General features: G+C 62.0%; 22 protein-coding genes. 7 read left to right on the top strand and 15 right to left on the bottom strand.

The features are described from left to right. Window positions 1-24 precede the first annotated feature (24 nt). The 5 genes from iolG to EOA38_RS05265 form a co-directional block, all read right to left on the bottom strand. Window positions 25-1,029: an inositol 2-dehydrogenase gene (gene iolG, locus EOA38_RS05285; protein WP_127298673.1), complete on the bottom strand. Its 1,005-nt coding sequence runs from the start codon at window positions 1,027-1,029 to the stop codon at window positions 25-27. Between the two features lie 15 nt (window positions 1,030-1,044). Next, complete coding sequence (locus tag EOA38_RS05280) at window positions 1,045-2,025, bottom strand: ABC transporter permease (protein WP_245480770.1); 981 nt, start codon at window positions 2,023-2,025, stop codon at window positions 1,045-1,047. Between the two features lie 23 nt (window positions 2,026-2,048). Beyond that, on the bottom strand, window positions 2,049-3,569 hold the full coding sequence (locus tag EOA38_RS05275; protein ID WP_127298671.1) for a sugar ABC transporter ATP-binding protein: 1,521 nt from the start codon (window positions 3,567-3,569) through the stop codon (window positions 2,049-2,051). Beyond that, window positions 3,566-4,507: an ABC transporter permease gene (locus EOA38_RS05270; protein WP_245480769.1), complete on the bottom strand. Its 942-nt coding sequence runs from the start codon at window positions 4,505-4,507 to the stop codon at window positions 3,566-3,568. Before EOA38_RS05270 ends, EOA38_RS05275 begins: the two co-directional genes overlap by 4 nt. Window positions 4,508-4,618: 111 nt before the next feature. Further along, complete coding sequence (locus tag EOA38_RS05265) at window positions 4,619-5,710, bottom strand: sugar ABC transporter substrate-binding protein (RefSeq protein WP_245480768.1); 1,092 nt, start codon at window positions 5,708-5,710, stop codon at window positions 4,619-4,621. Window positions 5,711-6,216: 506 nt separating this feature from the next. Here EOA38_RS05265 and EOA38_RS05260 point away from each other — a divergent pair. The 3 genes from EOA38_RS05260 to EOA38_RS05250 are packed head-to-tail and all read left to right on the top strand — an operon-like array spanning window position 6,217 to window position 9,207. After that, a complete protein-coding gene (locus tag EOA38_RS05260) occupies window positions 6,217-7,104 on the top strand; it encodes a TIM barrel protein (protein WP_127298669.1) in 888 nt (295 codons plus the stop codon). A 13-nt stretch (window positions 7,105-7,117) separates the two neighbouring features. Then, a complete protein-coding gene (hisD, locus tag EOA38_RS05255; RefSeq protein WP_127298668.1) occupies window positions 7,118-8,425 on the top strand; it encodes a histidinol dehydrogenase in 1,308 nt (435 codons plus the stop codon). After that, window positions 8,425-9,207 (top strand): glucose 1-dehydrogenase, encoded by a 783-nt coding sequence (locus EOA38_RS05250; protein WP_127298667.1) that lies wholly within the window; start codon window positions 8,425-8,427, stop codon window positions 9,205-9,207. Before hisD ends, EOA38_RS05250 begins: the two co-directional genes overlap by 1 nt. Window positions 9,208-9,588: 381 nt before the next feature. On the opposite strand, the gene EOA38_RS05245 is transcribed toward EOA38_RS05250, so the two are convergent. Together EOA38_RS05245 and EOA38_RS05240 are read right to left on the bottom strand one after the other, a co-directional pair. Then, the gene (locus EOA38_RS05245; protein ID WP_127298666.1) at window positions 9,589-10,710 is read right to left on the bottom strand and encodes an amidohydrolase family protein; all 1,122 of its coding nucleotides are present in this window, start codon (window positions 10,708-10,710) and stop codon (window positions 9,589-9,591) included. 196 nt (window positions 10,711-10,906) lie between these two features. Continuing rightward, the gene (locus EOA38_RS05240) at window positions 10,907-12,391 is read right to left on the bottom strand and encodes a PLP-dependent aminotransferase family protein (protein ID WP_189434503.1); all 1,485 of its coding nucleotides are present in this window, start codon (window positions 12,389-12,391) and stop codon (window positions 10,907-10,909) included. Between the two features lie 277 nt (window positions 12,392-12,668). On the opposite strand from EOA38_RS05240, the gene EOA38_RS05235 reads away from it, so the two are divergent. The 4 genes from EOA38_RS05235 to EOA38_RS05220 all read left to right on the top strand — a co-directional run bounded on the left by EOA38_RS05235 (window position 12,669) and on the right by EOA38_RS05220 (window position 16,602). Next, a complete protein-coding gene (locus EOA38_RS05235; RefSeq protein ID WP_127298664.1) occupies window positions 12,669-13,784 on the top strand; it encodes an ABC transporter substrate-binding protein in 1,116 nt (371 codons plus the stop codon). A gap of 93 nt (window positions 13,785-13,877) precedes the next feature. Beyond that, the gene (locus EOA38_RS05230; protein WP_127298674.1) at window positions 13,878-14,756 is read left to right on the top strand and encodes an ABC transporter permease subunit; all 879 of its coding nucleotides are present in this window, start codon (window positions 13,878-13,880) and stop codon (window positions 14,754-14,756) included. Beyond that, window positions 14,753-15,541 carry an ABC transporter permease gene (locus EOA38_RS05225; RefSeq protein ID WP_127298663.1) on the top strand — a complete coding sequence of 263 codons (789 nt, stop codon included), beginning with the start codon at window positions 14,753-14,755 and terminating at the stop codon, window positions 15,539-15,541. The genes EOA38_RS05230 and EOA38_RS05225 overlap by 4 nt, the downstream gene beginning before the upstream one ends. A gap of 2 nt (window positions 15,542-15,543) precedes the next feature. Then, a complete protein-coding gene (locus EOA38_RS05220) occupies window positions 15,544-16,602 on the top strand; it encodes an ABC transporter ATP-binding protein (RefSeq protein WP_127298662.1) in 1,059 nt (352 codons plus the stop codon). A gap of 34 nt (window positions 16,603-16,636) precedes the next feature. On the opposite strand, the gene EOA38_RS05215 is transcribed toward EOA38_RS05220, so the two are convergent. The 8 genes from EOA38_RS05215 to EOA38_RS05180 form a co-directional block, all read right to left on the bottom strand. After that, on the bottom strand, window positions 16,637-17,611 hold the full coding sequence (locus EOA38_RS05215) for a carbohydrate kinase family protein (RefSeq protein ID WP_189434499.1): 975 nt from the start codon (window positions 17,609-17,611) through the stop codon (window positions 16,637-16,639). Next, window positions 17,608-18,126 (bottom strand): ureidoglycolate lyase, encoded by a 519-nt coding sequence (locus EOA38_RS05210; RefSeq protein WP_127298660.1) that lies wholly within the window; start codon window positions 18,124-18,126, stop codon window positions 17,608-17,610. Before EOA38_RS05210 ends, EOA38_RS05215 begins: the two co-directional genes overlap by 4 nt. After that, complete coding sequence (locus EOA38_RS05205) at window positions 18,123-18,863, bottom strand: BtpA/SgcQ family protein (RefSeq protein ID WP_127298659.1); 741 nt, start codon at window positions 18,861-18,863, stop codon at window positions 18,123-18,125. The genes EOA38_RS05210 and EOA38_RS05205 overlap by 4 nt, the downstream gene beginning before the upstream one ends. After that, window positions 18,860-19,687, bottom strand: coding sequence for a GntR family transcriptional regulator (locus EOA38_RS05200; RefSeq protein ID WP_127298658.1), 828 nt, complete (start codon window positions 19,685-19,687; stop codon window positions 18,860-18,862). The genes EOA38_RS05205 and EOA38_RS05200 overlap by 4 nt, the downstream gene beginning before the upstream one ends. 7 nt (window positions 19,688-19,694) lie before the next feature. Further along, window positions 19,695-20,558, bottom strand: a complete 864-nt coding sequence (locus EOA38_RS05195; RefSeq protein ID WP_127298657.1) for an ABC transporter substrate-binding protein — start codon at window positions 20,556-20,558, stop codon at window positions 19,695-19,697. A 40-nt stretch (window positions 20,559-20,598) separates the two neighbouring features. Then, complete coding sequence (locus EOA38_RS05190) at window positions 20,599-21,363, bottom strand: amino acid ABC transporter ATP-binding protein (protein ID WP_127298656.1); 765 nt, start codon at window positions 21,361-21,363, stop codon at window positions 20,599-20,601. Beyond that, window positions 21,360-22,208 carry an amino acid ABC transporter permease gene (locus EOA38_RS05185; protein ID WP_245480767.1) on the bottom strand — a complete coding sequence of 283 codons (849 nt, stop codon included), beginning with the start codon at window positions 22,206-22,208 and terminating at the stop codon, window positions 21,360-21,362. Before EOA38_RS05185 ends, EOA38_RS05190 begins: the two co-directional genes overlap by 4 nt. A 259-nt stretch (window positions 22,209-22,467) precedes the next feature. Next, a partial coding sequence (locus EOA38_RS05180) for an inositol monophosphatase family protein (RefSeq protein WP_281060085.1) occupies window positions 22,468-22,957 on the bottom strand: 490 nt, incomplete at its 5' end.

Below are 22,957 nucleotides of genomic sequence, written 5' to 3'. Positions count from 1 at the left end.
GGGCAGGACTTTATGGGCCAGGGGTCAGGAGAGCCTGATCACCTGGCCCGATTTCATTGATTCTTCGGCTGCTTCTGCAATCTCGAGCGCCTTCAGGCCGTCTGCAGCACTAGGCGACATGGCGCCGCCCTCCTGCAGCCGGCTCACAAAATAGTCGAGCTCCCGCCTGTAAGCGTCGGAATATCGTTCAAGAAAGAAAGGCTGTGGCCTGTCGGACAGCCCGCCCTGGGAGTTCCAGCCCACAACAGGGGTGGACAGGACATTGCCGAGCTGGAGCATACCGTTCGCGCCGAGGACTTCGACGCGCTGGTCATAGCCATAGGTAGCGCGCCAGGAATTGTTGATCGCGACGAGCGTTCCGCTAGGCATTTTCAGGGTAACGATGACGGTGTCAGCGTGTCCTGCTGCAGCGATCCGCGGGTCAGTCCGCGAAGCGCCCATGGCATGGACGCTTTCCGGTTCCTCACCGGTCAGCCACCGCGCCATGTCAATGTCATGGATGGTGGTCTCACGAAGGATGCCGCCCGAAGCCACGATATAGTCAAGCGGCGGTGGTCCGGGATCACGGCTGGTCAGCAGTACCAGCTCGGGAGATCCCGCCTCACCCTGCTGCAGCCGCGAGGCCAGTGACGAAAAACCGAGGTCAAAGCGACGGTTGAATGCCAGCAGGAAAGGTGTACCGGACGCCTCTACGGCGGCGACCACCGAGCGGACAGTATCGAGATCACGTGCGAGTGGCTTCTCACAGAAGATGGCCTTGCGGCGCGCCAGCGCCTGGTCAATCAGTTCGGGGTGGGTGGAGGCGGCACTGGCAATGACGATTGCATCGATGTCCGGGTCGTCGAAAACGTCCGCTGGCGCGCGGACCTGCGACTGGAATGTTTCAGCCAGCTGGCGGGCGCCGGTGATATCGGGATCGATGACCGCAGCGAGCGCGGCGCCGGGGTGCCTTGCAATGTTTGCCGCATGAATGGTGCCCATGCGGCCGGCCCCGAACAGTGCCAGCTGCAGCCGCCTGTGTTCTGGCATCTCTTCACCTTTGGCTTACTTGATAATACCGATCTTTTCGCGATCGATCGTGATGGCGACGGCTATGACGATGACCACGCCGAAGACAATGTTCTGGTATGCCGGATTCAGACCGACAATAACGGTGCCGATGCGTACCAGGCCGGCTATGAGCCCGCCAATGAGGGCACAGGCTATGCCTCCTATGCCTCCCGAAATAGCGGTACCGCCAACCACAACCCCCACAACTGCCGGGAGGAGATAGTTGTTCGCCATTGCAGGCGAGCTGTAGCCGGTTTGCCCGAGAAGGAGCAGGCCGGCGACCGACGCACAGACTGCCGAAATCGCGAACGCAAGCACTTTCACGCGAAGGGTCTTCACCCCGGACAGAAGAGCCGCCCTTTCTGAAGCGCCGACTGCAAAGATCTCGCGACCGAGGCGGGTAAACCGGAACAGGATGCCGAGAGTGGCCGCTGACACCAGAACGACAATCACGCCGTTCGGGAGTCCGGCCGTGCGGCCGCCGAAGAATGAGATGACCGCTGACGGTTGCGACAGGGGAGCCGCGGTGGCGTTCGAGATGAAGTGGGTAATTCCGTAAAGCATCCCCAGCGAGCCGAAGCTTACGACAAAGGACGGAATCTGGGCCCGATGATGAACATAGCCCTGTAACGCCCCGATAATGCCGCCAAGGACAACCACCGCGACAAACGCCAGCTCCCCCAGCGCCGGGTTCAGGATGACAAATGTCACGGCCGCAAACGAGGCCATGGTTGCGACCGACAGGTCGATGCCCCCCAGCAGGATGACCACCGCACTGCCCATGACAAGCATCAGCAGCGGTGTGGCATCTGTTGCGAGTGCGGCCAGGGCGCGCAACGACAGGAGCTTCGGCTGGACCCACGCGATGGTCGAGAATAGTCCGGCAAGCGCTATCGCCGGAACGGCGATTGACTTCAGCTTGCGGGCAATCTCGATGCGCCCGATCGAGGCGGTCTGTTCGCCAGCCTGTCCCACGGAAGTTTCTGGACTAGGTCTGCTCATACCATGGCCTCGACAATTTGTTCGGGTCTCGGCTTATGCAGGCAGAGATCTTCAAATCTGGCCGACACTTCGCCATCGCGCATGACGATTACGGTATCTGCCATGCCCAGCGTCTCCTCGAGTGTTTCGGAGACGAAGACGATGGTAAGCCCCTGGCGGGCAAGCTCCCTCATCACACCGAAGAGATCGGCCTTGGCACCAGGATCAAGGCCACGGGTCGGGTGGTCGAGGATCAGTACCTGGAGGCGGTCCGACATCAGCCACTTGGCAAGAGAAACCTTCTGCTGGTTGCCTCCGCTCAGACGCTCGACGTATTCGACAGGTGAAGGCGTTTTGACACGAAGCCGGTTGATCCACGAAAGCGCCTCCCCGGTTTCCTTCCTGCGGTTGATCAGTCCAGCCTTTCCCATCTGCGGGCCGAAGGTGAGGACGATATTTTCGAGAACAGTGCGCCCGACGATGACACCTTCCAGTTTCCGTTCCGCGGGGACATACCCGACGCCTGAACGGATTGCCGCGTCCGGCAGGGCGGACGATGCCAGTTTCTCGCCGGCGATCCTGACAATACCGCGTACTCCGTCTTCTGCGCCGAAGATGGCGCGACAGAAAGTTTCTGCCCCCGATCCCGCCACCCCCGTTACCGCGACGATCTCGCCCGGCCTTGCCGAAAGCGACACGTCACGAAACCTGCCCGGTGCCGAAAGACCTTCGACGACCAGTCGGGGCGCTGCCGCCCTCACCGGCTCGCGGCCACTTTCCTGATAGTAGTCGTCGGAACGCCGGGAGCCGACCATCAGGTGGTAGAGTTCCTCATGATTCGTGGTATCGCGCGTTCTTTCCGCGACATTCTCGCCATTGACCATGACGTGCACGCGGTCGGAGATCTCGAGCACCTCCTCCATCCGGTGTGATACGAAAACGATCGATGCGCGCGACCGCAGCCGCCTGATCTGACGAAACAGGTCATCCACTTCTGATGGACTGAGGAGTGATGTTGGTTCGTCAAACAGGATGACAAGTGGCTGGTCCACCAGCTCCTCGATTGCCAGCACCTTGGCGAACTCGACCATCTGCCGGTCAGGAAAGCTCAGCGCATCAACCCTGGTGTCAGGGGCGATGTCGCATTCAAGCTTTGCGAGCTGTCGCGCAGCCTCACGATTGAAACCTCTCCAGTTGTAGATGCCGAACCGGCGATGCGGCGATGGCTTGTCGAAGAAGATATTCTCGGCAACCGTCAGGTTCGTGATGAGTGACTGCTCCTGATGGACCAGTCCGATCCCCATCCTCGCCGCGGCCAGCGGTGACCGTATCACGGCCTCCTGGCCGCGGAGACTGAGCTTCCCGGTGCTGGGCTGTTCCATGCCTGAAAGAATCTTGAGCAGCGTCGACTTGCCGGAACCGTTCTGGCCAATGAGACCCAGAACCTCGTTCGGGCGCAGTTCCATGCTCACGTCATGCAGGGCACGTACGCCAGGATAGGTCTTGCCAATGTTCCTTGCCGAAAGAACCGGGGTCATTTCACGATCCTCAGCCGTGCCCGAAGGCTCCAGTTGCCGACAACCAGGGCCCCGATAATAGTCAGCCCTTCAGCGACATGCCGCAAATAGGGGTCAACCCCAAGCTGGATCATGCCATTGCGCAGGACCTCGAGAATGAAAACACCGATGATCGATTGAAGCACGCCACCTGTGCCGCCACTGAGAAGCGTTCCGCCGATCACGGCCGCGCTGACTGCCGGAAAGAGGAACCCCTCGCCTGCCGCCGGATTGCCGACTGCGAGCTGGGCCGAGATCATGATGCCGCCAACGCCGGATATAAGTCCCATAAGCGCAAATGCGAGGATCTTGTGAAGACGAACGCGCTGTCCCGACTGCTTCGTAGTCTTTTCATCGCGGCCGATGGCGTAGGAAATTCGCCCGAACTGTGTATAGGTCTGCATCAGCCAGCCAAGCACTGCGACAACGAGCGCCAGAAAGACCAGCGCAGAAACGCCGAGGCTCTTGTCCAGCGCGAGCCGCGTCAGTCTCTCATCAAGAATCTGCGGCTGACGGCCCGGGAAAAGCAGGGTTGCTACCCCCAGCCCGACAAACCACGTTGCCAGTGTTACAATGAGGGATGGCAGTCGCAGCAGTGCATACACAAGTCCGTTTACGAGGCCGAAAGCCGAACCGAGGCAGGCACCGGCCAGAATGGCCCACCAGCCCATGTCGGAACCAGTTACCGAATTGGCGATGAGCAGCGAGACCAGCATACTCGACGCCGCCATGACCCCCTCGATCGACAGGTCAATGGAGCCCTGGATCAGGATGAACGTGAGGCCTACGACGAGGACAACCGGTATGGCGCTCGATTCCAGAACGACTTTCAGGTTGGCAATTGACAGGAATTGCTGACTTGCAAGAGAGAAAAATAGGATGAGGGCTGCGAGCGTTGCGGCCGGACCGAGTTCCCTCAATGGAAGCCGTCGGCTTGGACTTGCCCGGCCCACTTGCCCCCCGGCACTTGCGTGCGGGGAGGCTTTGATGGCTGCATTTTCCGTAAGTGCCATGACAGACCAGCACCCGGCTTACTTGTTTGCACCAGCTGGTATCTGACCCACAGAGGCCTGCCAGAAATTGGCCTTCACCTTGTCATAGGTGTAGGAGGCCGGATCGTTCTTCTTGGTGAGTATCGCGTCGACATTGTCCTTGTTGACCAGGGTCTGCGAAAGGTAGAAGTCACGCTGCTTCTCGCTCAGCCTAGAAGCGTCGACATCACCAGTTACGGCACCGACAGCGAGCGCCGTTGCTGTAGCGCCCTGAACGAAGCCATCAATATACATCGTCGACAGCATTTCTCCCGACTTGATCAGCCGCAGGACATCGCTTGAGCCGTCTGAGCCCGTGACAGGGATCTTGCCTCCCAGGCCCTGCTCACGCAGGGCAGCCACGGCGCCCAGCGCCATGCCGTCATTGGATGAAAAAATGCCGTTCAGATTTGTGCCGTACTTTGTAAGCCAGGCGCGGGTAATGCTCTGGCCTTGGGTCTGGTCCCAGTTGCCGACCTGAACGTCGAGCAGTTTCATGCCCGGGCACTCGGCTACCGCCTTTTTCAGGCCGGCAAGGCGCTGCTTGGCGGGCGGATTGTCGGGAATGCCCTCGAGCGCGGCGATGTTGCCTTTGCCCTTGAGCACCTTGCACAGCTCCATGCCGTTCCGGTAACCGGAATCAACTCCGTCGAAGGATATGTTCGCAACCCAGGCATCAGATGCCGTATCCCAGGGATGAATGTCGTCGGGCCGGTTCCACAGATTGACAATTTTGGCGCCCGCATCACCTGCCCGCTCCACAATGGCCTTGGTGAAGGCGTTGGATGCGGGGTCTACGGCAATCGCGCAACCATCGCAGCCGGTGGCGAAGACCGCCCCGAACTGTTCGAGCAGTTTCTGGCCGTTGAAATCGCTGACAATGACATTGACGTCCTTGCCTTTCGACCCGGCGACGGCTTTTGCCCCTTCGATAAACGCTGCCCAGTACTCGCTGGACGCGCTGCCGACGCCCACATAGACGTTCCCGAGATCCCCGGCGAACGCAGCCGGACCCGACAGCGACAGAATACCGAGACCGAATGCAAGCTTCCTCTTGATATTACCCTTTATCATGGCTTCCTCCCTGCTCATGAAACCGACCCGCCAAGTAAGCGAGACGCTATCACCAAACGCCAATTTGCATAGCAATGCAACAAGAATCTTGCATTGCTATGCTATCAGAACACAGATTTCGCGATAACATGCTGTAAGCGCAACGAAATTTGCTGCGCATATATTTTCTGGCGGCATACGAAAAATGCCGGGCAAAGCCGATTTTTGGCTGCGACGGGCCGGTAAATGGCGCCAGGTCTGCTCCGGACATCGGGAGCGGTCGCATGGTTGAAGATCGGCGCCCTCACGCCAGGACCTTCATACCCTGGATCGCCGGTTCAGGAAGTCATGGCAGCCTTGATAGGTAACTGATTTTATTCATTTAATTCAAAGAGACGGCATCGACGGCACGCAGCAGTCTCAGACCTGGGCACCCAGGCAAGCGACTTTGCCGTATTGCATTGCTATGCAAAACGTGTTTTATCGTGCCCCTGTCGTCCGCATCCGTCGGAGCGACGCAGGATGCACAGCCAGAGGATATCCAGATGCTCGTCAAACTTGCCAATGCGCCCGTATCCTGGGGGGTCGATTACGCCGACGATCCCAAAAATCCGGCATGGCCGCAGGTGATGGACGAGATCAGCGCCGCTGGTTACGGCTACACCGAGCTCGGTCCTTACGGCTACTACCCGACAGACCCCGCAGTTCTTCGCCCCGAATTTGACCGTCGCAACCTCGCTGTAGTTGCCGGATTCGTCTTTCAGGATCTGCACAGTCCGGAGAAGGCCCGGTCGGTGCTGGACGTGGCCGACCGCACCGTGCGTCTGCTTGCAGCCGCTGGCGGAAAGTATCTTGTCACGATCGATCACATTTCGCCGGAGCGGATGAACACAGCCGGGCGGCGTGATCTCGCCCGGCCCTTAGGGACGGAACGCCTCGACCATCTCGTCGGGCTGATCGACCGCATCGCTAACCTCGCACTCGCCCATGGGGTCATGCCTGTCGTTCATCAGCATGCTGGCTGCTACATCGAATTCGAAGATGAAATCGAGACGGTCCTTGAACGGCTGGATCCGGACAGGGTCGGCATCTGCATAGATACAGGCCACATGGCTTATGCAGGCATCGATCCCGTCGCTTTTTACCGCCGGCATGCGTCTCGAGTACGGTATTTCCATTTCAAGGATATCGATCCTGTCATCCACAAACGCGTACTTGCAGACCGCGTCCCCTTTCTGACGGCAATCGAGCAGAAGATCTTTTGCCCGCTGGGAAAAGGTGTTGTCGATTGGGCCGGACTGGCAACCGCATTGCAGGAGACCGGATACGACGGGGCCGCGACGGTCGAACAGGACATTGATCCGACCATTTCGCTCAATCCGGCCGACGATGCGCGGGCCAGTCTCGCCTATCTCCGCTCCGTCGGCTTCTGAACAGGGTGTTCCAATGATACGTGTGCTGAAAGAAGGCCGTTCATCGGTCGAGAAGGTCAATGACCACGCGGCCGTCAAGGCGGCAGTGGAGGCCATCTTGGCGGATGTCGAACAACGTAGCGACGAAGCCGTGCGTCACTATTCGGAAAAATTCGACAGATGGGCACCGGAGAATTTCCGCCTGTCGCAGGCCGAGATCGACGAATGCATCGCTCAGGTGGCGCCACGAGATCTCGATGACATCCGCTTCGCACAGGCCCAGATCAGACGCTTCGCCGAGATCCAGAAAGACGCGCTTCGGGACGTGGAGGTCGAGACCCTGCCGGGAGTGGTGCTGGGCCACAGGAACATTCCGATGAACTCGGTCGGCTGCTACGTTCCGGGTGGAAAATATCCGCTGGTGGCGTCTGCCCATATGAGCGTCATCACGGCGAAGGTCGCCGGCGTGAAGCGGGTGGTGGCCATGACGCCGCCTTTCCATGGCAAGCCCGCACCGGCAGTGATTGCCGCGATGGCGCTTGCCGGTGCGGACGAAATCTATGTCCTTGGCGGCATTCAGGCGATCGCCGCAATGGCGATAGGGACCGGGACCATCGCCGCCGTCGACTTTCTAGTCGGTCCTGGCAATGCATATGTGGCCGAGGCAAAGCGGCAGCTGTTCGGGCGCGTTGGCATCGACCTGCTTGCCGGGCCGACAGAAACGCTGGTGATTGCCGACGAGACGGTCGATGCAGAGCTCTGTGCGACGGACCTTCTCGGTCAGGCCGAGCATGGCCCGAATTCGCCAGCAATCCTGCTCACGAATTCCGCGCGTCTGGCACAGGACACTCTCACCGAGGTAGAGCGGCTCCTCGAAATCCTCCCAACCGCGACGATCGCCCGCCAGGCCTGGGCCGACTACGGTCAGGTCATCGTCTGCGACAGCGAGCAGGAGATGGTGGCGCAAGCCGACTGGATCGCGTCCGAACATGTGCAGGTGATGACCCGCGATCCGGAATACTTCCTCGCCAACATGACGAATTACGGCGCCCTCTTCCTCGGCCCCCGCACCAACGTTGCCTACGGCGACAAGGTCATCGGCACAAACCACACCCTACCGACACTCGGTAATGCCCGCTTCACCGGCGGTCTGTGGGTTGGCAAATTCATGAAGACCAGTACATACCAGCGCGTCCTGACCGATGAGGCGTCGGCCATGATCGGCGAATACTGCTCGCGGCTGTGCGTGCTCGAGGGCTTCCTCGGCCATGCCGAGCAGGCCAACATCAGGGTACGTCGATACGGCGGCCGCAACGTTCCCTATGCGCAGGCAGCCGAGTGATGGTTGACGCTGCCCCCGCCAGCTTGCCGGAAACGCCGTCATTCCGTCTTGACGGACGACGGGCGCTGGTCACGGGCGCCGGACGTGGGATTGGGGCGGCAATGGCCGCGGCGCTTGCTGAGGCCGGCGCCGAGGTCGTCCTTGCCGCCCGCACTGCAACGGAGGTCGAGTCCGTTGCGGCAGATATTGCGAAGCTTGGCGGCACGGCGGCTGCACTGACAATGGATGTCACAGACGTCGCCATGGTGCGCGAAATTCTGGCGACGCAGCCTGCCTTCCACATCCTTGTTAACAACGCCGGCACCAACAGGCCAAAACCGCTCACCGAAGTTACGGAAGATGACTACCGCGCAGTAGTCGATCTCAACCTTAAGGCGTCCTTCTTTGTCAGCCAGACGGTCGCCAATCGCATGGCATCCGAAAGCATCCGGGGATCGATAATTTTCATGTCTTCCCAGATGGGCCACGTCGGCGCGCCTCAGCGGACGCTCTATTGTGCCTCAAAACACGCAGTCGAGGGTCTGACCAAGGCAATGGCTATCGAACTTGGTCCGCAAGGGATCCGCGTTAATACCATCGCTCCCACATTCATCGAAACGCCAATGACTCGGCCATTTCTGCTGGATCCCGCATTTAAGCAATCCGTGCTTGCAAACATCAGACTCGGCCGCCTTGGGCGCGTAGAAGATCTGATGGGCGCGGTAGTGTACCTGGCCTCTGACGCATCGGCACTCGTCACCGGAACTTCCTTGTTAGTCGACGGCGGATGGACCGCGGGCTAACTGAGAGAGTCTCCAGTCCAAGTTCGCCTGTCGTCTGGCAACCATGTCCGCCTTCGGTGCACGGACCGGATGTCAGAATAACTTCATAAGGCGCAAAGCTGCCATTCCGCAAACGCGGCCGGGTGGCTGAATCGGCTTCGGCGAACTGCCTCGCAACCTATTGGTAAATAACGATTATGTGAGTCGCTGAGGGTCATTGTTTTCGACAGAAAATCAATACTTTAGCGGATGGTTCGCCAACGAATTCTCCTCGTATTTTCTCCTACGGTCTGGCGAACCTACGGACTAGGAGGATGACTGTCGATGAATGCATGTTAGTCAAGGGTCTGAGCGCAGCTGCTTTGGGGCCGGAACCGGAATGGGAGCTAACGGGCCGAGCGACTAGCCTGCCCCGAGCTTCGAATCCACCTCTACGCCTTTAGGCAATCGGCCGCCAGCCGGCGCTTTGGCTTTACATATAATCGAAGGGCGGGTGGAAGATCTCCGACACGGCGGGTGCTTCCACGTTCTCAGCGGATATTCTCGATCAGACCGTCGAACTGCTTCTGCGCACGATCCCTGTAGGCGCAGGTCGACGCCTGGAAGTTCGCGATCCTTCATGACGACACGGCCGTTGACGATGACGGTCCTGAAGTCGCGGCCGGAGCCGCTCAGCATCATGGTCTGGATCGGGTCGATCACCTGGCCCAGTTCGAAGGCGCAGAGATCGAACAGCGTCATGTCCGCCTTGGCGCCCACGGCGAGACGGCCGAGATCGGGGCGGCCGAGCGAGTCCGCCGCAACGATCGTGGCCGCGTTGTAGAAATCCGCCGCGCTGCAGGCGGCAACATCATGCTCTGCCACCCGGCACAGGCTGATGCCCAGGCGCATGTTTTCCACCATGTCAGGCGGGAAAGTATCCGTGCCCAGACCGATCGGAATCCCCTGGCGCTTCAGCCGCGCAAAGGATTCCATCGAACCCCCATAGCGCGACAGGACCAGCGGACAGTGAATGAGGGTCGCGCCGGACCGCACCAGCAGACCGACATCGTCGCCCGTGCGCGTCACCTTGCTGTGCCCGGTGATGTAGACGCCGTGCGGCAGCAGTGCACGCTTCGACAGGAAATCGAGTGAAGCGAGCCACTCAAGCGGCGTCTTGCCGTAGCGTTCAACGATGGTTTCGAACTCGTCCATCGCCTGGCAGCAATGCAGCCGGATGGGGCAGCCGAGCTCCTCGCTGGCCTTAGCCGAGCGACGGATGAGTTCGGGCGTGCAATTTTCGATGCGGTCAGGCGCCAGCATGCCGCGCACCAACCCCTCATGCGCCCCATCGGGGGCACGCACATAGGCCGTGGCCGTGTCCAGCCCTTTAGGCCGCGCTCCTCGTCCCAGAACGTGTCGAAGCTGCCATCCTGGCGAATGACGGTCACGCCGGTCATGTAGCAGGGACCAAGATAGGCGAGGATGCCGATCTCGGCGGCGCTGTCGGCCGAGCGGGCGAACTCGTCGTAGGTCTCCGCCCATTCGCGGTAGAACATCCAGGTGATCGGCAGGGCGGTCGTGATGCCATTGCGGATCAGTTGGACGAAGGCGTACTTCATCTTGAAGGTCTGCTCTTCGACCGAGTACATCTCCATCGGCCCCGATGTGAGGTAATCTTCAGGGCCGGAAGCGGAAACACCTTCGGGATGATCAGCCGTTCAAGCCGACGGCTTCGGCGTCAGCTTCGTGCTATCGCATCGGCCAGTGTGTTGAAGTGACGCTTCATTCTCTCGACCGGCACGCCAGAGAACCCCAAAATGAGCGCACCGGGCATTTTCGCGCCAACCGTGTAGTCCGACAAAGGAAAACACTGGATGCCTGCGGCCACTGCCGACCGATGTACCGCGACGTCGTCACGTCCGCTCTCGAGCCAGGCGATGGCGTTCATCCCGCTGTCGGGGCAGTCGATCCGTGCAAGGCCGTCGAGAGCGCCTGCACCTATTTCCATAAAGGCGGCGCGGCGCTCCGTATACAGGTCGCGCATTCGCCTCAGATGCGTCGCGAAATGCCCACCGCCGATGAACTCCGCCAGGGCAAGTTGGACGTCGACCGGAACGCTGCGGTTCATGAGGCCCGCCAGATTCCGGAACGTCCCGACGAGCCGAGGGGGCAGCACGAGATAGCCGACGCGGATCGCCGGGTAGAGCGCCTTGCTGAATGTGCCCACATAGATGACGCGATCATGGCCGTCGACCGAGCGGATGGACGGCAGCGGCGGTCCGACATAGCGGAACTCGCTGTCGTAGTCGTCTTCGATGATCCACGCCTCGTGCTGTCTTGCCCAGTCGAGCATAGCCAGCCGACGAGGCAGGGACAGCGTGACGCCCAGCGGATGGTGGCGTGACGGCATTGCGAAGGCAAAGCGCGCATCCGGGTATTTCTTGATCGCCTGGCCGACATCCATGCCATCGCGGTCCACTGCCACTGGGCAGACGTTGAGCGCCAACGTCCGGAACAGATTGCAGACTGTCAACGGCCCAGGATCCTCAAGCCAGATTCTGTCGCCCGGATTGCCCAACGCCAGAGCAGCGAGCGCAAAGGCGTTGTGGCCGCCGGGGGTAATCACGATCTGCTCGTGGTCGCACAGATCGCCCCGATGCAGCGCCAGATACTCCGCTATTCGTTGTCGCAGCACCGCCTCGCCGGCGGGATCGCCATAACCCATACCGTTTGCGCGGCCGCCACTGGTGGCAATGTTCAAGCACTTTCGCCAGATAGCGAAGGGAAATCGCTCGAAAGCCGGGTGATTGGGGAGAAACGGGCGATATTCCGCCTTGCCAAGGTCCGCGGCCATCAGGCGCGAAAGGTCTCCGATCCGCGACAGGCGCGGCGCGGCCGTTTCCGTTTGCGTTGCGGCGCCTCTTGGCCGGCCCTGGCGGGGTAACTGACGCGGAAGATCGCCCGCCACGAAAGTCCCCGAACCCTGCCGCGTCTCCAGGTATCCTTCGGACTTCAGGTTCTCCAGCACCCGCACGATCGTTGGGCGCGACATGGCCAGTTCGTCGGCAAGAACGCGGCTGGCCGGCAAGCGGGATCCGGCTCGCAGATGCCCCTGGAGGATTGCGGTGCGGAGCTGGTCCTGTATCTGCCGGAACTTCGGCATCGAGGCGGCGAGGTCGATCCGCACGAAGGGTAGTATTGGTCCTTGTTGTTGCTTTGCCAATCGACCGTTCCGGATGTGACATCGGCATGAAATTGGTATGCTGTGAACCAACATAGTGGACATTGATAGTTTGTCCAATTGTTGCACTCTGGCGACAATCAGACGGCCATCGCAGACCTTTTCTCGCGAGCGGATCGGCGACGGGAGGTCGCGCCGGAGATTGCGCGGTTGGACTTGGCCGCGCTCGCCTGCTTCGGCCGGCGGCCTTCGCCTGGGACAGAATACCGGGGAATACCACAAACAACGGCGCCAAGGGGCGCTTGAACAGGAGAAATCGATGAACGCCTTCGCCAACACAACGAGCCGTGTGGCTATTGCCTCGGCGCTCGCGCTGACCGCGTTAGCCGGCGCTGCCCGCGCCGACGCCGCGAGCGACCTGGCCGCGGCCGCAACCAAGGAAGGCGCGCTCACCGTGATCGCACTGGCCCATGACTGGTGCGGCTACGGCGACGTCATCGCTGGGTTCAAGGCAAAATATCCCGGCATTGTGATCAACGAGCTGAACCCGGATGCCGGGACCGGCGACGAGATCGAGGCGATCAAGGCCAACAAGGGCAACACCGGCCCGCAGGCGCCCGACGTCGTCGACCTCGGCCTGGCCTTTGCTCCTTCGGCAAAAGCGGACGGCCTGATCCAACCCTACAAGGTGGCGAGCTGGAACGACATTCCGGACAACATCAAGGATGCCGACGGCTACTGGTACGGCGACTATTACGGGGTGATGGCCTTCGGCGTGAACAAGGACCTGATCAAGGCGACCCCGACCGACTGGGCCGACCTTCAGAAGCCCGACTACGCCAACGCCGTTTCCCTTACCGGCGATCCTCGCTCCTCCTCGCAGGCCATCCTGGCGATCATGTCTTCCGGCCTGTCGCAGGGCGCGAAGGCAGGCGAAGAGGGTGGCAAGAAGGGTCTGGAGTTCTTCGCTCAGCTCAACAAGTCCGGCAACTTCGTGCCGGTCATGGGCAAGGCAGGAACCATCGCGCAGGGGCAGACCCCGATCGTCGCCGCCTGGGATTACAACCTGCTGGCCTGGCGCGATGGTCTAAAGGGCAATCCCCCCATGGATGTCGTGGTGCCGAAGTCGGGCGTCGTGGCGGGCGTCTATGTGCAGGCGATCAGCGCCTACGCTCCTCATCCGAACGCGGCCAAGCTCTGGATGGAGTACCTCTACTCGGATGAAGGCCAGACCGGCTGGCTGAAGGGTTACTGCCACCCGGCCCGTTTTGCCGCCATGTCGAAGGCCGGCAAATTCCCCAAGGAACTCCTCGACAAATTGCCACCCGCCGCTGCCTACGAGGCCGCCATCTTCCCGACCGTCGAGGAACTTGCCGCCAACAAGACCGCGGTTACCGAAGGCTGGGACAAGGTGGTCGGCGCCAACGTCAAGTAAGCGCTGACGTCCGCATCTCCCAAGACCAGGCTCCGCCGAACCGTGCGGAGCCTGCCTCGATCACTTGGTCGCCGGGACCGCTCCAGCATGACGATGAACATTGCATATGTGGGCTCAGCCATCCGGACCCGTCAGGCGCTGAACTGGCTGGGCGTCACCCCATTCCTGCTGTTCGCCCTGCTGTTCCTGATCCTGCCGACCATGAACATCGTCATCGGTGCGTTCGGCAATGCCGACGGCGACCTGACCTTCGACAACATTGTGGCGCTGTTCACGCCGACGATCCGTCAGGCCTTCTGGATTTCGATCGAGTTGAGCCTGTTGACGGCGGTGCTTGGCTGCCTGTTCGGGTTCATGATCGCGGCGGCCATCACGCTCGGCAACCTGCCCCGCTGGCTGCGCAATACCGTCACCACCTTTTCCGGCGTCGCCTCCAATTTCGCTGGCGTGCCGCTGTCCTTCGCTTTCATTGCCACCCTCGGCCGACTGGGCTTCGTCACCTTGATCCTGCGGGACTGGTTCGGGGTGAACCTCTACGCATCCGGCTTCAACCTCATCTCCTTTCTCGGCCTTTCCATCACTTATCTCTACTTCCAGATCCCGCTGATGGTCCTCATCATCACCCCGGCCCTCGAAGGCCTGCGGCGGGAGTGGCGCGAAGCCGCCGAAATACTGGGGGCCAGCGGCCGCCAGTACTGGCGCATGATCGCGCTGCCTGTGCTGTGGCCGTCGCTGCTCGGTACCTTGGCTCTGCTGTTCGCCAACGCTTTCGGCGCCGTTGCCACGGCAATAGCGTTGACCGGATCGTCGCTATCGATCGTCCCGATCATGCTCTTCGCGCAAATCCGCGGCGATGTGCTCAACGATCCTCACCTGGGCTACGCCATCGCCTTTGCGATGATCGCCCTCACCGCCTTGGCCAACGCCGTCTACATCTTGCTGCGCATACGCGCCGAGAGGTGGCTCAAATGAACGGCAGCCGCGCTTGGTCTTGGGCCGTCATTCTCTTCGGCTCGCTGTATTTCCTGCTGCCGCTCGCCGGCATGTTCGAATTCTCGATGCGCATGAAGCGCGACGGCTACAGCTTCGAAGCCTATCGTGTGGTGGTGACCGACCCGCAGTTCCAGCAAACGTTTGGCTATTCCATCGTGCTCGCGCTCCTCACCATCGTGCTTGGAGCGCTTATTGTCGTGCCGACGGCCTACTGGGTAAGGTTGCGCCTGCCGGCCGCCCGCCCCCTTATCGAATTCATCACGCTGTTGCCGCTGGTGATCCCACCGATCGTCATCGTCTTCGGCTATATCCGCATCTACAACACGTCTTCGATCCTGCCCCTGACCGGAAGCTGGTGGGGCACCAATATCCTCACGCTTTTCGGCTACGCCACACTCGCCCTGCCTTACATGTACCGGGCAGTCGACACCGGCCTGCGCACCATCGACGTCTCCACCCTGACCGAGGCGGCGCAGAGTCTCGGCGCGAGCTGGACCCGGATTCTGGCGACAGTCATCCTGCCCAACGTGCTGATCTCGGTGCTTTCGGGCGCCTTCCTGACCTTCGCCATCGTGATCGGCGAATATGTTTTTGCGGCGCTGCTGAACATCAACAGCTTCGGCCCCTTCATGGTCTGGATGGGCGGCAATCGCGCTTACGAACCCTCGGCGCTGGCGGTGATCGCGTTCATCATCACCTGGGCCTGCATGGGCCTGATCCAACTCGTCACACGTTTCTCAAAGTTTTCTACCGCGAGGCGCTAGCCATGGCATTTCTCGACATCAATCATCTGGAGAAATCCTTTGGCGCCGTTCACGTCGTGAAGGACTTCAACCTCGCCATCGACAAGGGCGAATTCGTTTCCTTCCTCGGGCCGTCGGGATGCGGCAAGACGACCGTTCTTCGCATGGTGGCTGGCTTCGAGACGCCGAGTTCCGGCTCGATTCGTATCGGCGGTCAGGACGTGACAAACCTGCGTCCGAACCAGCGTAACATCGGCATGGTGTTCCAGGCCTATGCGTTGTTTCCCAATCTAACCGTCGCGCAGAATGTCGGTTTTGGCCTCCGTGTTGCCGGCAAGACAAGAGCCGAGATCGATACCCGCGTCGCAGACATGCTGAGGCTGATCGGCCTGCCCGGCCTCGGCGAGCGCTATCCCTTCCAGTTGTCCGGCGGCCAGCAGCAGCGCGTTGCGCTGGCGCGTGCGCTCGCGGTCAAGCCGCGAGTGTTGTTGCTCGACGAGCCCCTGTCAGCGCTTGATGCTAAGATCCGCGTCAGCCTGCGCGAGGAAATCCGCCTCATCCAGCACGAGCTCGGCATCACGACGATCTTCGTGACCCACGACCAGGAAGAGGCGCTGTCGATGTCCGATCGCGTGGTCGTGATGCACCAGGGCATAGCCGACCAGGTTGGTACGCCTTTCGAGGTCTACAACCGCCCCGCAACGCGTTTCGTCGCCCAGTTCGTCGGCACGCTGAACCTGATCGATGCTTCAGTGATCGATGCCAAGACGGGCAAGGTCAGGGTTGGCGATGTTCCCGTCACGCTCAACCGCGCGTTGCCGGCAACCATCGATGACAAGGTCAGCCTTGCGCTTCGGCCAGAGACGGTCGCGCTCGGTCGGCATGAAGGACGCAATGTCATTCTGTCTGGGCACATCGCCGAGGTACATTTTCTCGGCTCCGTCATCCGCGTCCGAGTTAAGGTCGGCGACCATTTCGTTTCGCTCGATACGTTCAACCGGCCAGATGCGCCGCCGCCTGCAGTGGGCTCGGCGGCCCAGATCAGCGTATCGGAACGGGATTTGCTGACGCTCGCCGCATAGCACCCCCGTGCATCCCGGCCGTGAAGCCGCTGGACTAGTCCTTCTTTGGAAACGGGTCCTCGGGCCGCATGGCGATTGCTGGCAATGCTGCTTCGCGCCAGCGATACACGTCCTCAACCTGCGCCTTGCCGCCGCGCGGCCCATGAATCGTGACGGAGCGGGACGCGGCCGCAACCGAGAAATCGAGGGCGTGCGCAAATGCCTGGCCTTGCGACAGGCACCAGGTCAACGTGCCGCCAAAGGTATCGCCGGCCCCGGTCACGTCGACGACCTCGACCGGATAACCGGCGGCGCGCACGATCTCCTCGCCATTGCTCGCTTGCGCCCCTTCGGCCGCCACGGTGCGGACCACCCATGCGATTTGTGCCGCGCGCATCCAGTCGCCGATGCGCGAGATATCGTCATGGCCGAAGGCGGCGCGGAAGCCTACCTGATTGAAGATGACGACCTCGGCCCTGGTCAGATACGGCAGATCCTCTTCCGTGCAGCCGCCGACGTCCAGATCGAAGATGGCGCGGCGGCCGTGCGCACGCAAGTCCGCCAGCAGCGAAGCCTGTCCGAACATCTCTTCGCCGGTTCCGCTGCGCAAGCGTCGAGCCCGGTAGAGCGTCAGGTAGAGGAAGCCGGGCGAGCGCAGCGCCGCCAGCGTCTCCGGCCTGAGCCACATCGGCTGCTCGCCCATGTCCACCGTCAGCACGATGTGCTCGCCGCCGACGAGGAAGATCAGGTTGCGGGATTCCGCGATGGCCGGGTCGGTAAGCATATGCGCCACGCCGACGTTATTGGCGCGCAGGTCCGCGATCAGGCTCCGCGACAACGCGCTGTCGTTCAGCAGCGAAATGAATTCGGTTTCTCCGCCGAGCGAGGCATGCACGACGGCGGCGTTGGCGATGGAGCCGCCGATTTCCGCCGGCAACTCGTTCACCATGCCCTTGTCGGCTGGACCGGGCCAGCGCTCGGCCGTGTAATATTCGTCCAGCGCGACGTCGCCGATGAAGAAGGCGCTCACGCGGGCGACCCCTGACTCGCATCTGCAAGAACAAGCAGCGGCCTGCCGTCGACCGGAACCCAGGGACTAGCGCCGAGCCCACAGATCGCCATCCAGAAATAGGCCGTCGGTCGAGTCAGGCCCCGGCAGGCGTCATGCCAGACGCCGCGGTCCATCACCACCGCCTGCCCCGGCGAGACTATGAAGGCTTCGATCTGGTCGCGACGCGGCGCCGGCGCCGCGGAAGCCGGAGCAACGGCCAGCACGATCGGCGTATCCGCGCAGAAGATCGCCTCTTCCGTGCCGAGGTGCCGTTCCATCTCAGCGCAATGCCAAGGAGCGGAGCCGCCACTGGTCATACCGAGATGGCCGCTGCCGCCGATCAGCGGCTTGTGGGTGAAACCGTCCCGCCAGCCATTTCCGGCCGTCCAGACGACCTTCTCGTCGCTGCCACCCGCCAGATCATAGACCGCGCCGAAACGGGCGAAAGCGTCGGCTGTCGCATGGCGGGCGACGATATGATCCGACCCGGTCATGCCGCCATCCGCACGGAGCGCACGGCCCGCATCAGGCGCGCAACGTGGTCGGCTTCCACCGGGCCGGTGTCGCGATGATCGCGCTTGAGCCAGCTTCCGACGATGGCGCCGTCGGCGACGGCCAGTTGTTTGGCGGCATTGGCTTCCGTCATGCCGGCCCCAATCACCAGCGGCACCGTACCGCCCGTCGCGGCGCGAAACCTCGCCACCTTGTCGAGGTCCGTCGGCTCGGCCGTCGCGCGGGACGTCACGACAAGCGCGTCGCAGCGTGCGGCGCCGATTTCGACATCCTCGGCCTCCGGTCGCCCAGAAAGAACGGGCTTGTATTTGAAGCGCACGCCGCCGAGCAACAGGACCGGAACGGCGGCCCTGCGGGCCGCCAGTTCCGCGGCGAAGGGAGCATCGGCTTCCGGTGGCAGGTGGCCGGCAACGGAATCGATCTGAATGAAATCCACCGGATAGCGGTCGGCCAACGCAAAGGCGGACGCGTCGTCACGCAGCACGTTGACGCCGATCCTGCTGCCGAGGCCTAAGCCGCTGATGCGCTCGAGCGCACGTTCGACATCCTCGGCGTCGCCGAAATAGTTTTCGATCACCAGGCCGTCCACGCCCTCGCCGGCAAGGATGCGTGCCTCTTCCTCGGCCTGCTCGAGCTTTGCCTGGCGCCCGTCGCCCGCGAGATGCAGCATCGCCAGGATCGGCTTGAGGTTGGTGAAGGTTTCGCCGAAGCGGCTCATGTCTGTTCTCCTGGGTCACGTCCCGACGGGAGCTGCGCGGTGCTGCGCCCCCAGCGGGTCGCGAATTTCATCTTGACCGCGGGCGAGTAGACGATCGACGTTCGCTCGACCAACCGGTCGTCGCCATCCAGCACGTCGCCACTGGCGCAAAGGTAGCCGGGCACGTCCGGCGCGCCGGCGAAGACGTCCCTCAGACGTTCCGAGGGCGGCACGACCGTCAGCAGCAGCTCCGAGCGCATCGGATGACGGCCATAATCGCGGCGCAGCGTCTCGTAGAGCGACTGCTCTGCGAAATCGTAGCGTTCGATGCCGGGGTAGAGTTCAAGGCTCAGCCACGACGTATCCATGTTCAGCCAGGTGACGGCCTCGCCGTTGGCGAGGCCGCGCGCGCGGACGAGATGCAATTCGCCGTCCTCGACCTGATGTTCCAGCACCCGGGTCACCGGACGCTGGCCCTGCCGGCGGGCGAGTTCCGTGAAGCTGCCGAAGTTCCAGATGCTGTGGCTGATCGGCCGGTGCGAGACGATCGTTCCACGGCCCCGGACCTGCTGCACCAGCCCCTCCGACACCAGCAGCGACATCGCATTGCGAACCGTGGTCCGCGCTATGCCGAACTGGTCGCGCAGCTGGTTTTCCGAAGGAATGGCTTCGCCCTCGGCGAGATCCCCGCTCAGGATCGCCGCTCGCAGCATCCGGTAAAGCTGCCGGTAGAGCTGCTCGCCCGAATAGGCGTCGAGCTGCAGCCGCGACAGGCCGAAATCCGCGCGCCCTGTTTCGAGGCGCGGCTCGACGACAGGCGGGTTGGTCCGATCAGGTCGGGGCATGGTCTCTCTACTTCTTTTCGCCGTTCACCGTGAACTCCTCGACCCCGGCTTCCTTCAGGCCGTAACGGTCGAGAATCTCGACATAGGTGCCATCTGCCTTCAAACCGTTAAGAGCCGCCAGCACCGCGTCACGCAACTGGCTGCTCTGCTTGGCGAAGGCGATGCCGTAGTGGTTGATCTCGCCGACGGCGCCGATCTGGTAGAACTTGCCGGGCTCCTGCTTTATCAGGTCGAGCAGTCCTTCGAGGCCGATGATCGAGGCTTGCGCGCGACCCTGCTTGATCTGCATGATGTGCTCGGCCTGGGTCGGGATCTGGATGACGTTCATCTGCTTGTCGACGGCACACGTGGTCTTGCTCAGATCCTCGGCCCAGGTGACCCAGCTGGTGCCGGTCGCAACCGCGATCGTCTTGCCGCACAGGTCGGCCTCGGTCTTGACAGAATCCTTCAGCTCGGCAGCGGTATAGAAGACGTTGCCGGTTTGGAAGTAGTCGATGAAGTCCAGCTGCGTCTGGCGTTCGGCCTTGTCGGAGAAGGCCGTCATGATCAGGTCGGAGCGGCCCGTGACGACCTGCGGAATGAGCTGCGGAAAGTCGACGTTCTGGAAATCGGCCGTCAGACCAAGCCGCTCGGCGATCGCCTTTGCCAGATCAATATCGAAGCCCTTGAGGTCGGTCGAGCCGGCGTCGTTGAACTCCATCGGCGGGTAGGCGAGGCTGATGGTGACATTGAGCTTGCCGCCGGTGCGAACGGCATCCGGCAGCTTCGCGGCCGCTGCTTCATCCGTCGCGGCCCGGGCAGGACTGCCGATAGCCAGGCCCAGAAGTGCTGCGGCGGCAAGGCGCTGCGCGATCGAAAGCGTTAGTTTCATTTTTGGTCTTCTCCCATTTTGAATTATGCGCGGCCTGATCTCAGGACAGCACGCGGCTAAGGAATGTTCTGACACGCGGATCGCCGGGGTTGCTGAGAACCTGCTCGGGTTTCCCGGTCTCGCGAATTTCGCCGTCGATCATCACCAGCACGCGATCGGCGACTTCGCGGGCAAAGCCGATTTCATGCGTGACGACCACCATGGTGGTGCCGCCCTTGGCGAGGCCACGCATGACCTCGAGCACCTCGCCCACCAGCTCGGGGTCGAGTGCGCTGGTCGGTTCGTCGAACAGCATCACGCGCGGCTCCATCGCAAGCGCGCGGGCGATGGCGACACGCTGTTTCTGGCCGCCGGAAAGCTGCGCCGGATAGCTCGACGCGCGCCCGGCCATGCCGACCTGGTCGAGCAGCGCCATGGCGCGTTTTTCGGCCTCGGCGCGGCGCAGGCCGCGCACGACCATCGGCCCTTCGATGACGTTGCCCAGCACCGTCCGGTGGGCGAAGAGATTGAAGTGCTGGAACACCATCCCCAGTTGGCTCTGCTGGGCGCGCAGGCAGCGAACCGGCAGTTCCTGCAGGACACCGGAGCGCAGCTCGTAGCCCATGATCGAGCCGTCCACCCAGACATAGCCCGCATTGGGAATCTCAAGGTGGTTGACGCAGCGCAGGAACGTGCTCTTGCCGCTGCCCGACGGGCCGAGGATGCACAGCACCTCGCCATAGGCGACCTCGAGGTCGAGGCCTTTCAGCACCTCATGGCCGCCGAAACTTTTGCGGACGCCGACCGCCTTGACCGCGAGACTCATGCTTCCCCCGAAGCCATGGCGCGCCACGAGCTAATCTTGAACCATTGCTTGCGGTTTCCCGCCGTGGCGGCACCGCGTCCGAAATGCTGCTCGAGATAGAATTGGCCGATCGACAGCATGGTGGTTCCGGCCAGGTACCAGATGGCGCAGACGAAGAGCAGCTCGATGACCGCGCCGTTGATGAAGTAGATGCGCTGCGCCGCGTTGAGCATCTCGCCCATGGCGATGGTCGCGGCGAGCGAAGAGAATTTGAGCATGCCGACGGCGCTGTTGCCCAGCACCGGAAGGATCAGCCACAAGGTCTGCGGCAACACGATCCTGCGCATCGTCTGACCGGGCGCCATGCCCAGGGTATGCGCGGCCTCGACCTGGCCGCGATCCACGGACCCGATGCCGCCACGCACCACCTCGGTGAGGTAGGAGCCCTCGTTGACGCCGAGCCCCAGGACAGCGGCGACAAAGGGTGTCACCACGTCGACCATTCGCGCGTCGACCAGGCCCGGAATGTAGAGCCTCGGGAAGACCAGCCCGATGTTGAACCAGATCAGCAGTTGCAGCAGCACCGGCGTGCCGCGAAAGATCCAGACATAGAGCCATGAAGCAAAACGCAATGTCGGATTGGCGGCGGTGCGCATGATGCCAAACGCGAAGCCGAGGGCGATGCCCAGGGCCAACGCGCAAGCCGAGATCAGCAGCGTCCAGCCGAACCCGATGACGATGACGCGGGCGGTGAGGAACTGCCCGACCACGTCCCACCTTATTTGTCCGATGGCGAAGGCGCGGACGATCAACGCCAGTAGCGCGAGCCCGATGACGGCGCTGATCCAGCGCCCTGGGTGGGTCAATCCACGCCGCGGAGCATTCGGCCCGGGCAGGTCCGGGATTTGCAGCGACTGAACTGGCGAGATTGGTTTTGCAGCGGTCATAGTCAAGTTGTACGGTTGGGCCTACAACTTAGTAAGCGCAAGGTTGCATACTGTCAAGCGACGATCGAGGCGACGAAGAGCAATTAGTCTGGCGATCACTCACCGGCGATCACACCAGGCGACACCACATCCGCGGGGAAGGGAAACTTTGCAGCCAGGCAAACATGGGTGCTGCTCGTCACCGTTTCCGGAGTTGCACCAGGGCCGCGCGGTGGAGTTCTTCATTCGCCGCCATCAGCACGGTTTCGTAGCGCGATGCATCGCAAAGCAATTGTCCGTCCCAGTCGGTAACGACGCCATCTGCACCGAGTATGATCGGCATCTGGGGCAGGATGTCGTAGTCGAAAACATTGCTTTCCAGAAGCAGGTCGACTCCGCCGAGAGCCAGCAGGCCCGCCGCATAGCAGTCATGCGACATTCTGGTGAAAAGACCACTGGAGGCGAGCGCCGAAAACCGATCCCGCTTGTCGGCGTCGAACTGTTCAAGCGCTGACGTATAGACGATGGCCTCGCCGAGGGTCGTGGTCGGGCTCGTGTGGATCGGCTCGCCGTTGAGGACGGTCTGATGGCCGATGCGACCGAGCCAGCGCTCGCCGGTGATCGGCTGGTCGATAATGCCGAGCACGGGCACGCCCTGTCGCAGCAGAGCGATCTGCGTGCCGAAGGCC

It is taken from the genome of Mesorhizobium sp. M1E.F.Ca.ET.041.01.1.1, assembly GCF_003997355.1.
In the GTDB taxonomy this organism is placed as follows: domain Bacteria; phylum Pseudomonadota; class Alphaproteobacteria; order Rhizobiales; family Rhizobiaceae; genus Mesorhizobium.
Note: the sequence above shows the minus strand (reverse complement) of the source record. Positions and strands in the feature narration are given on the sequence as shown.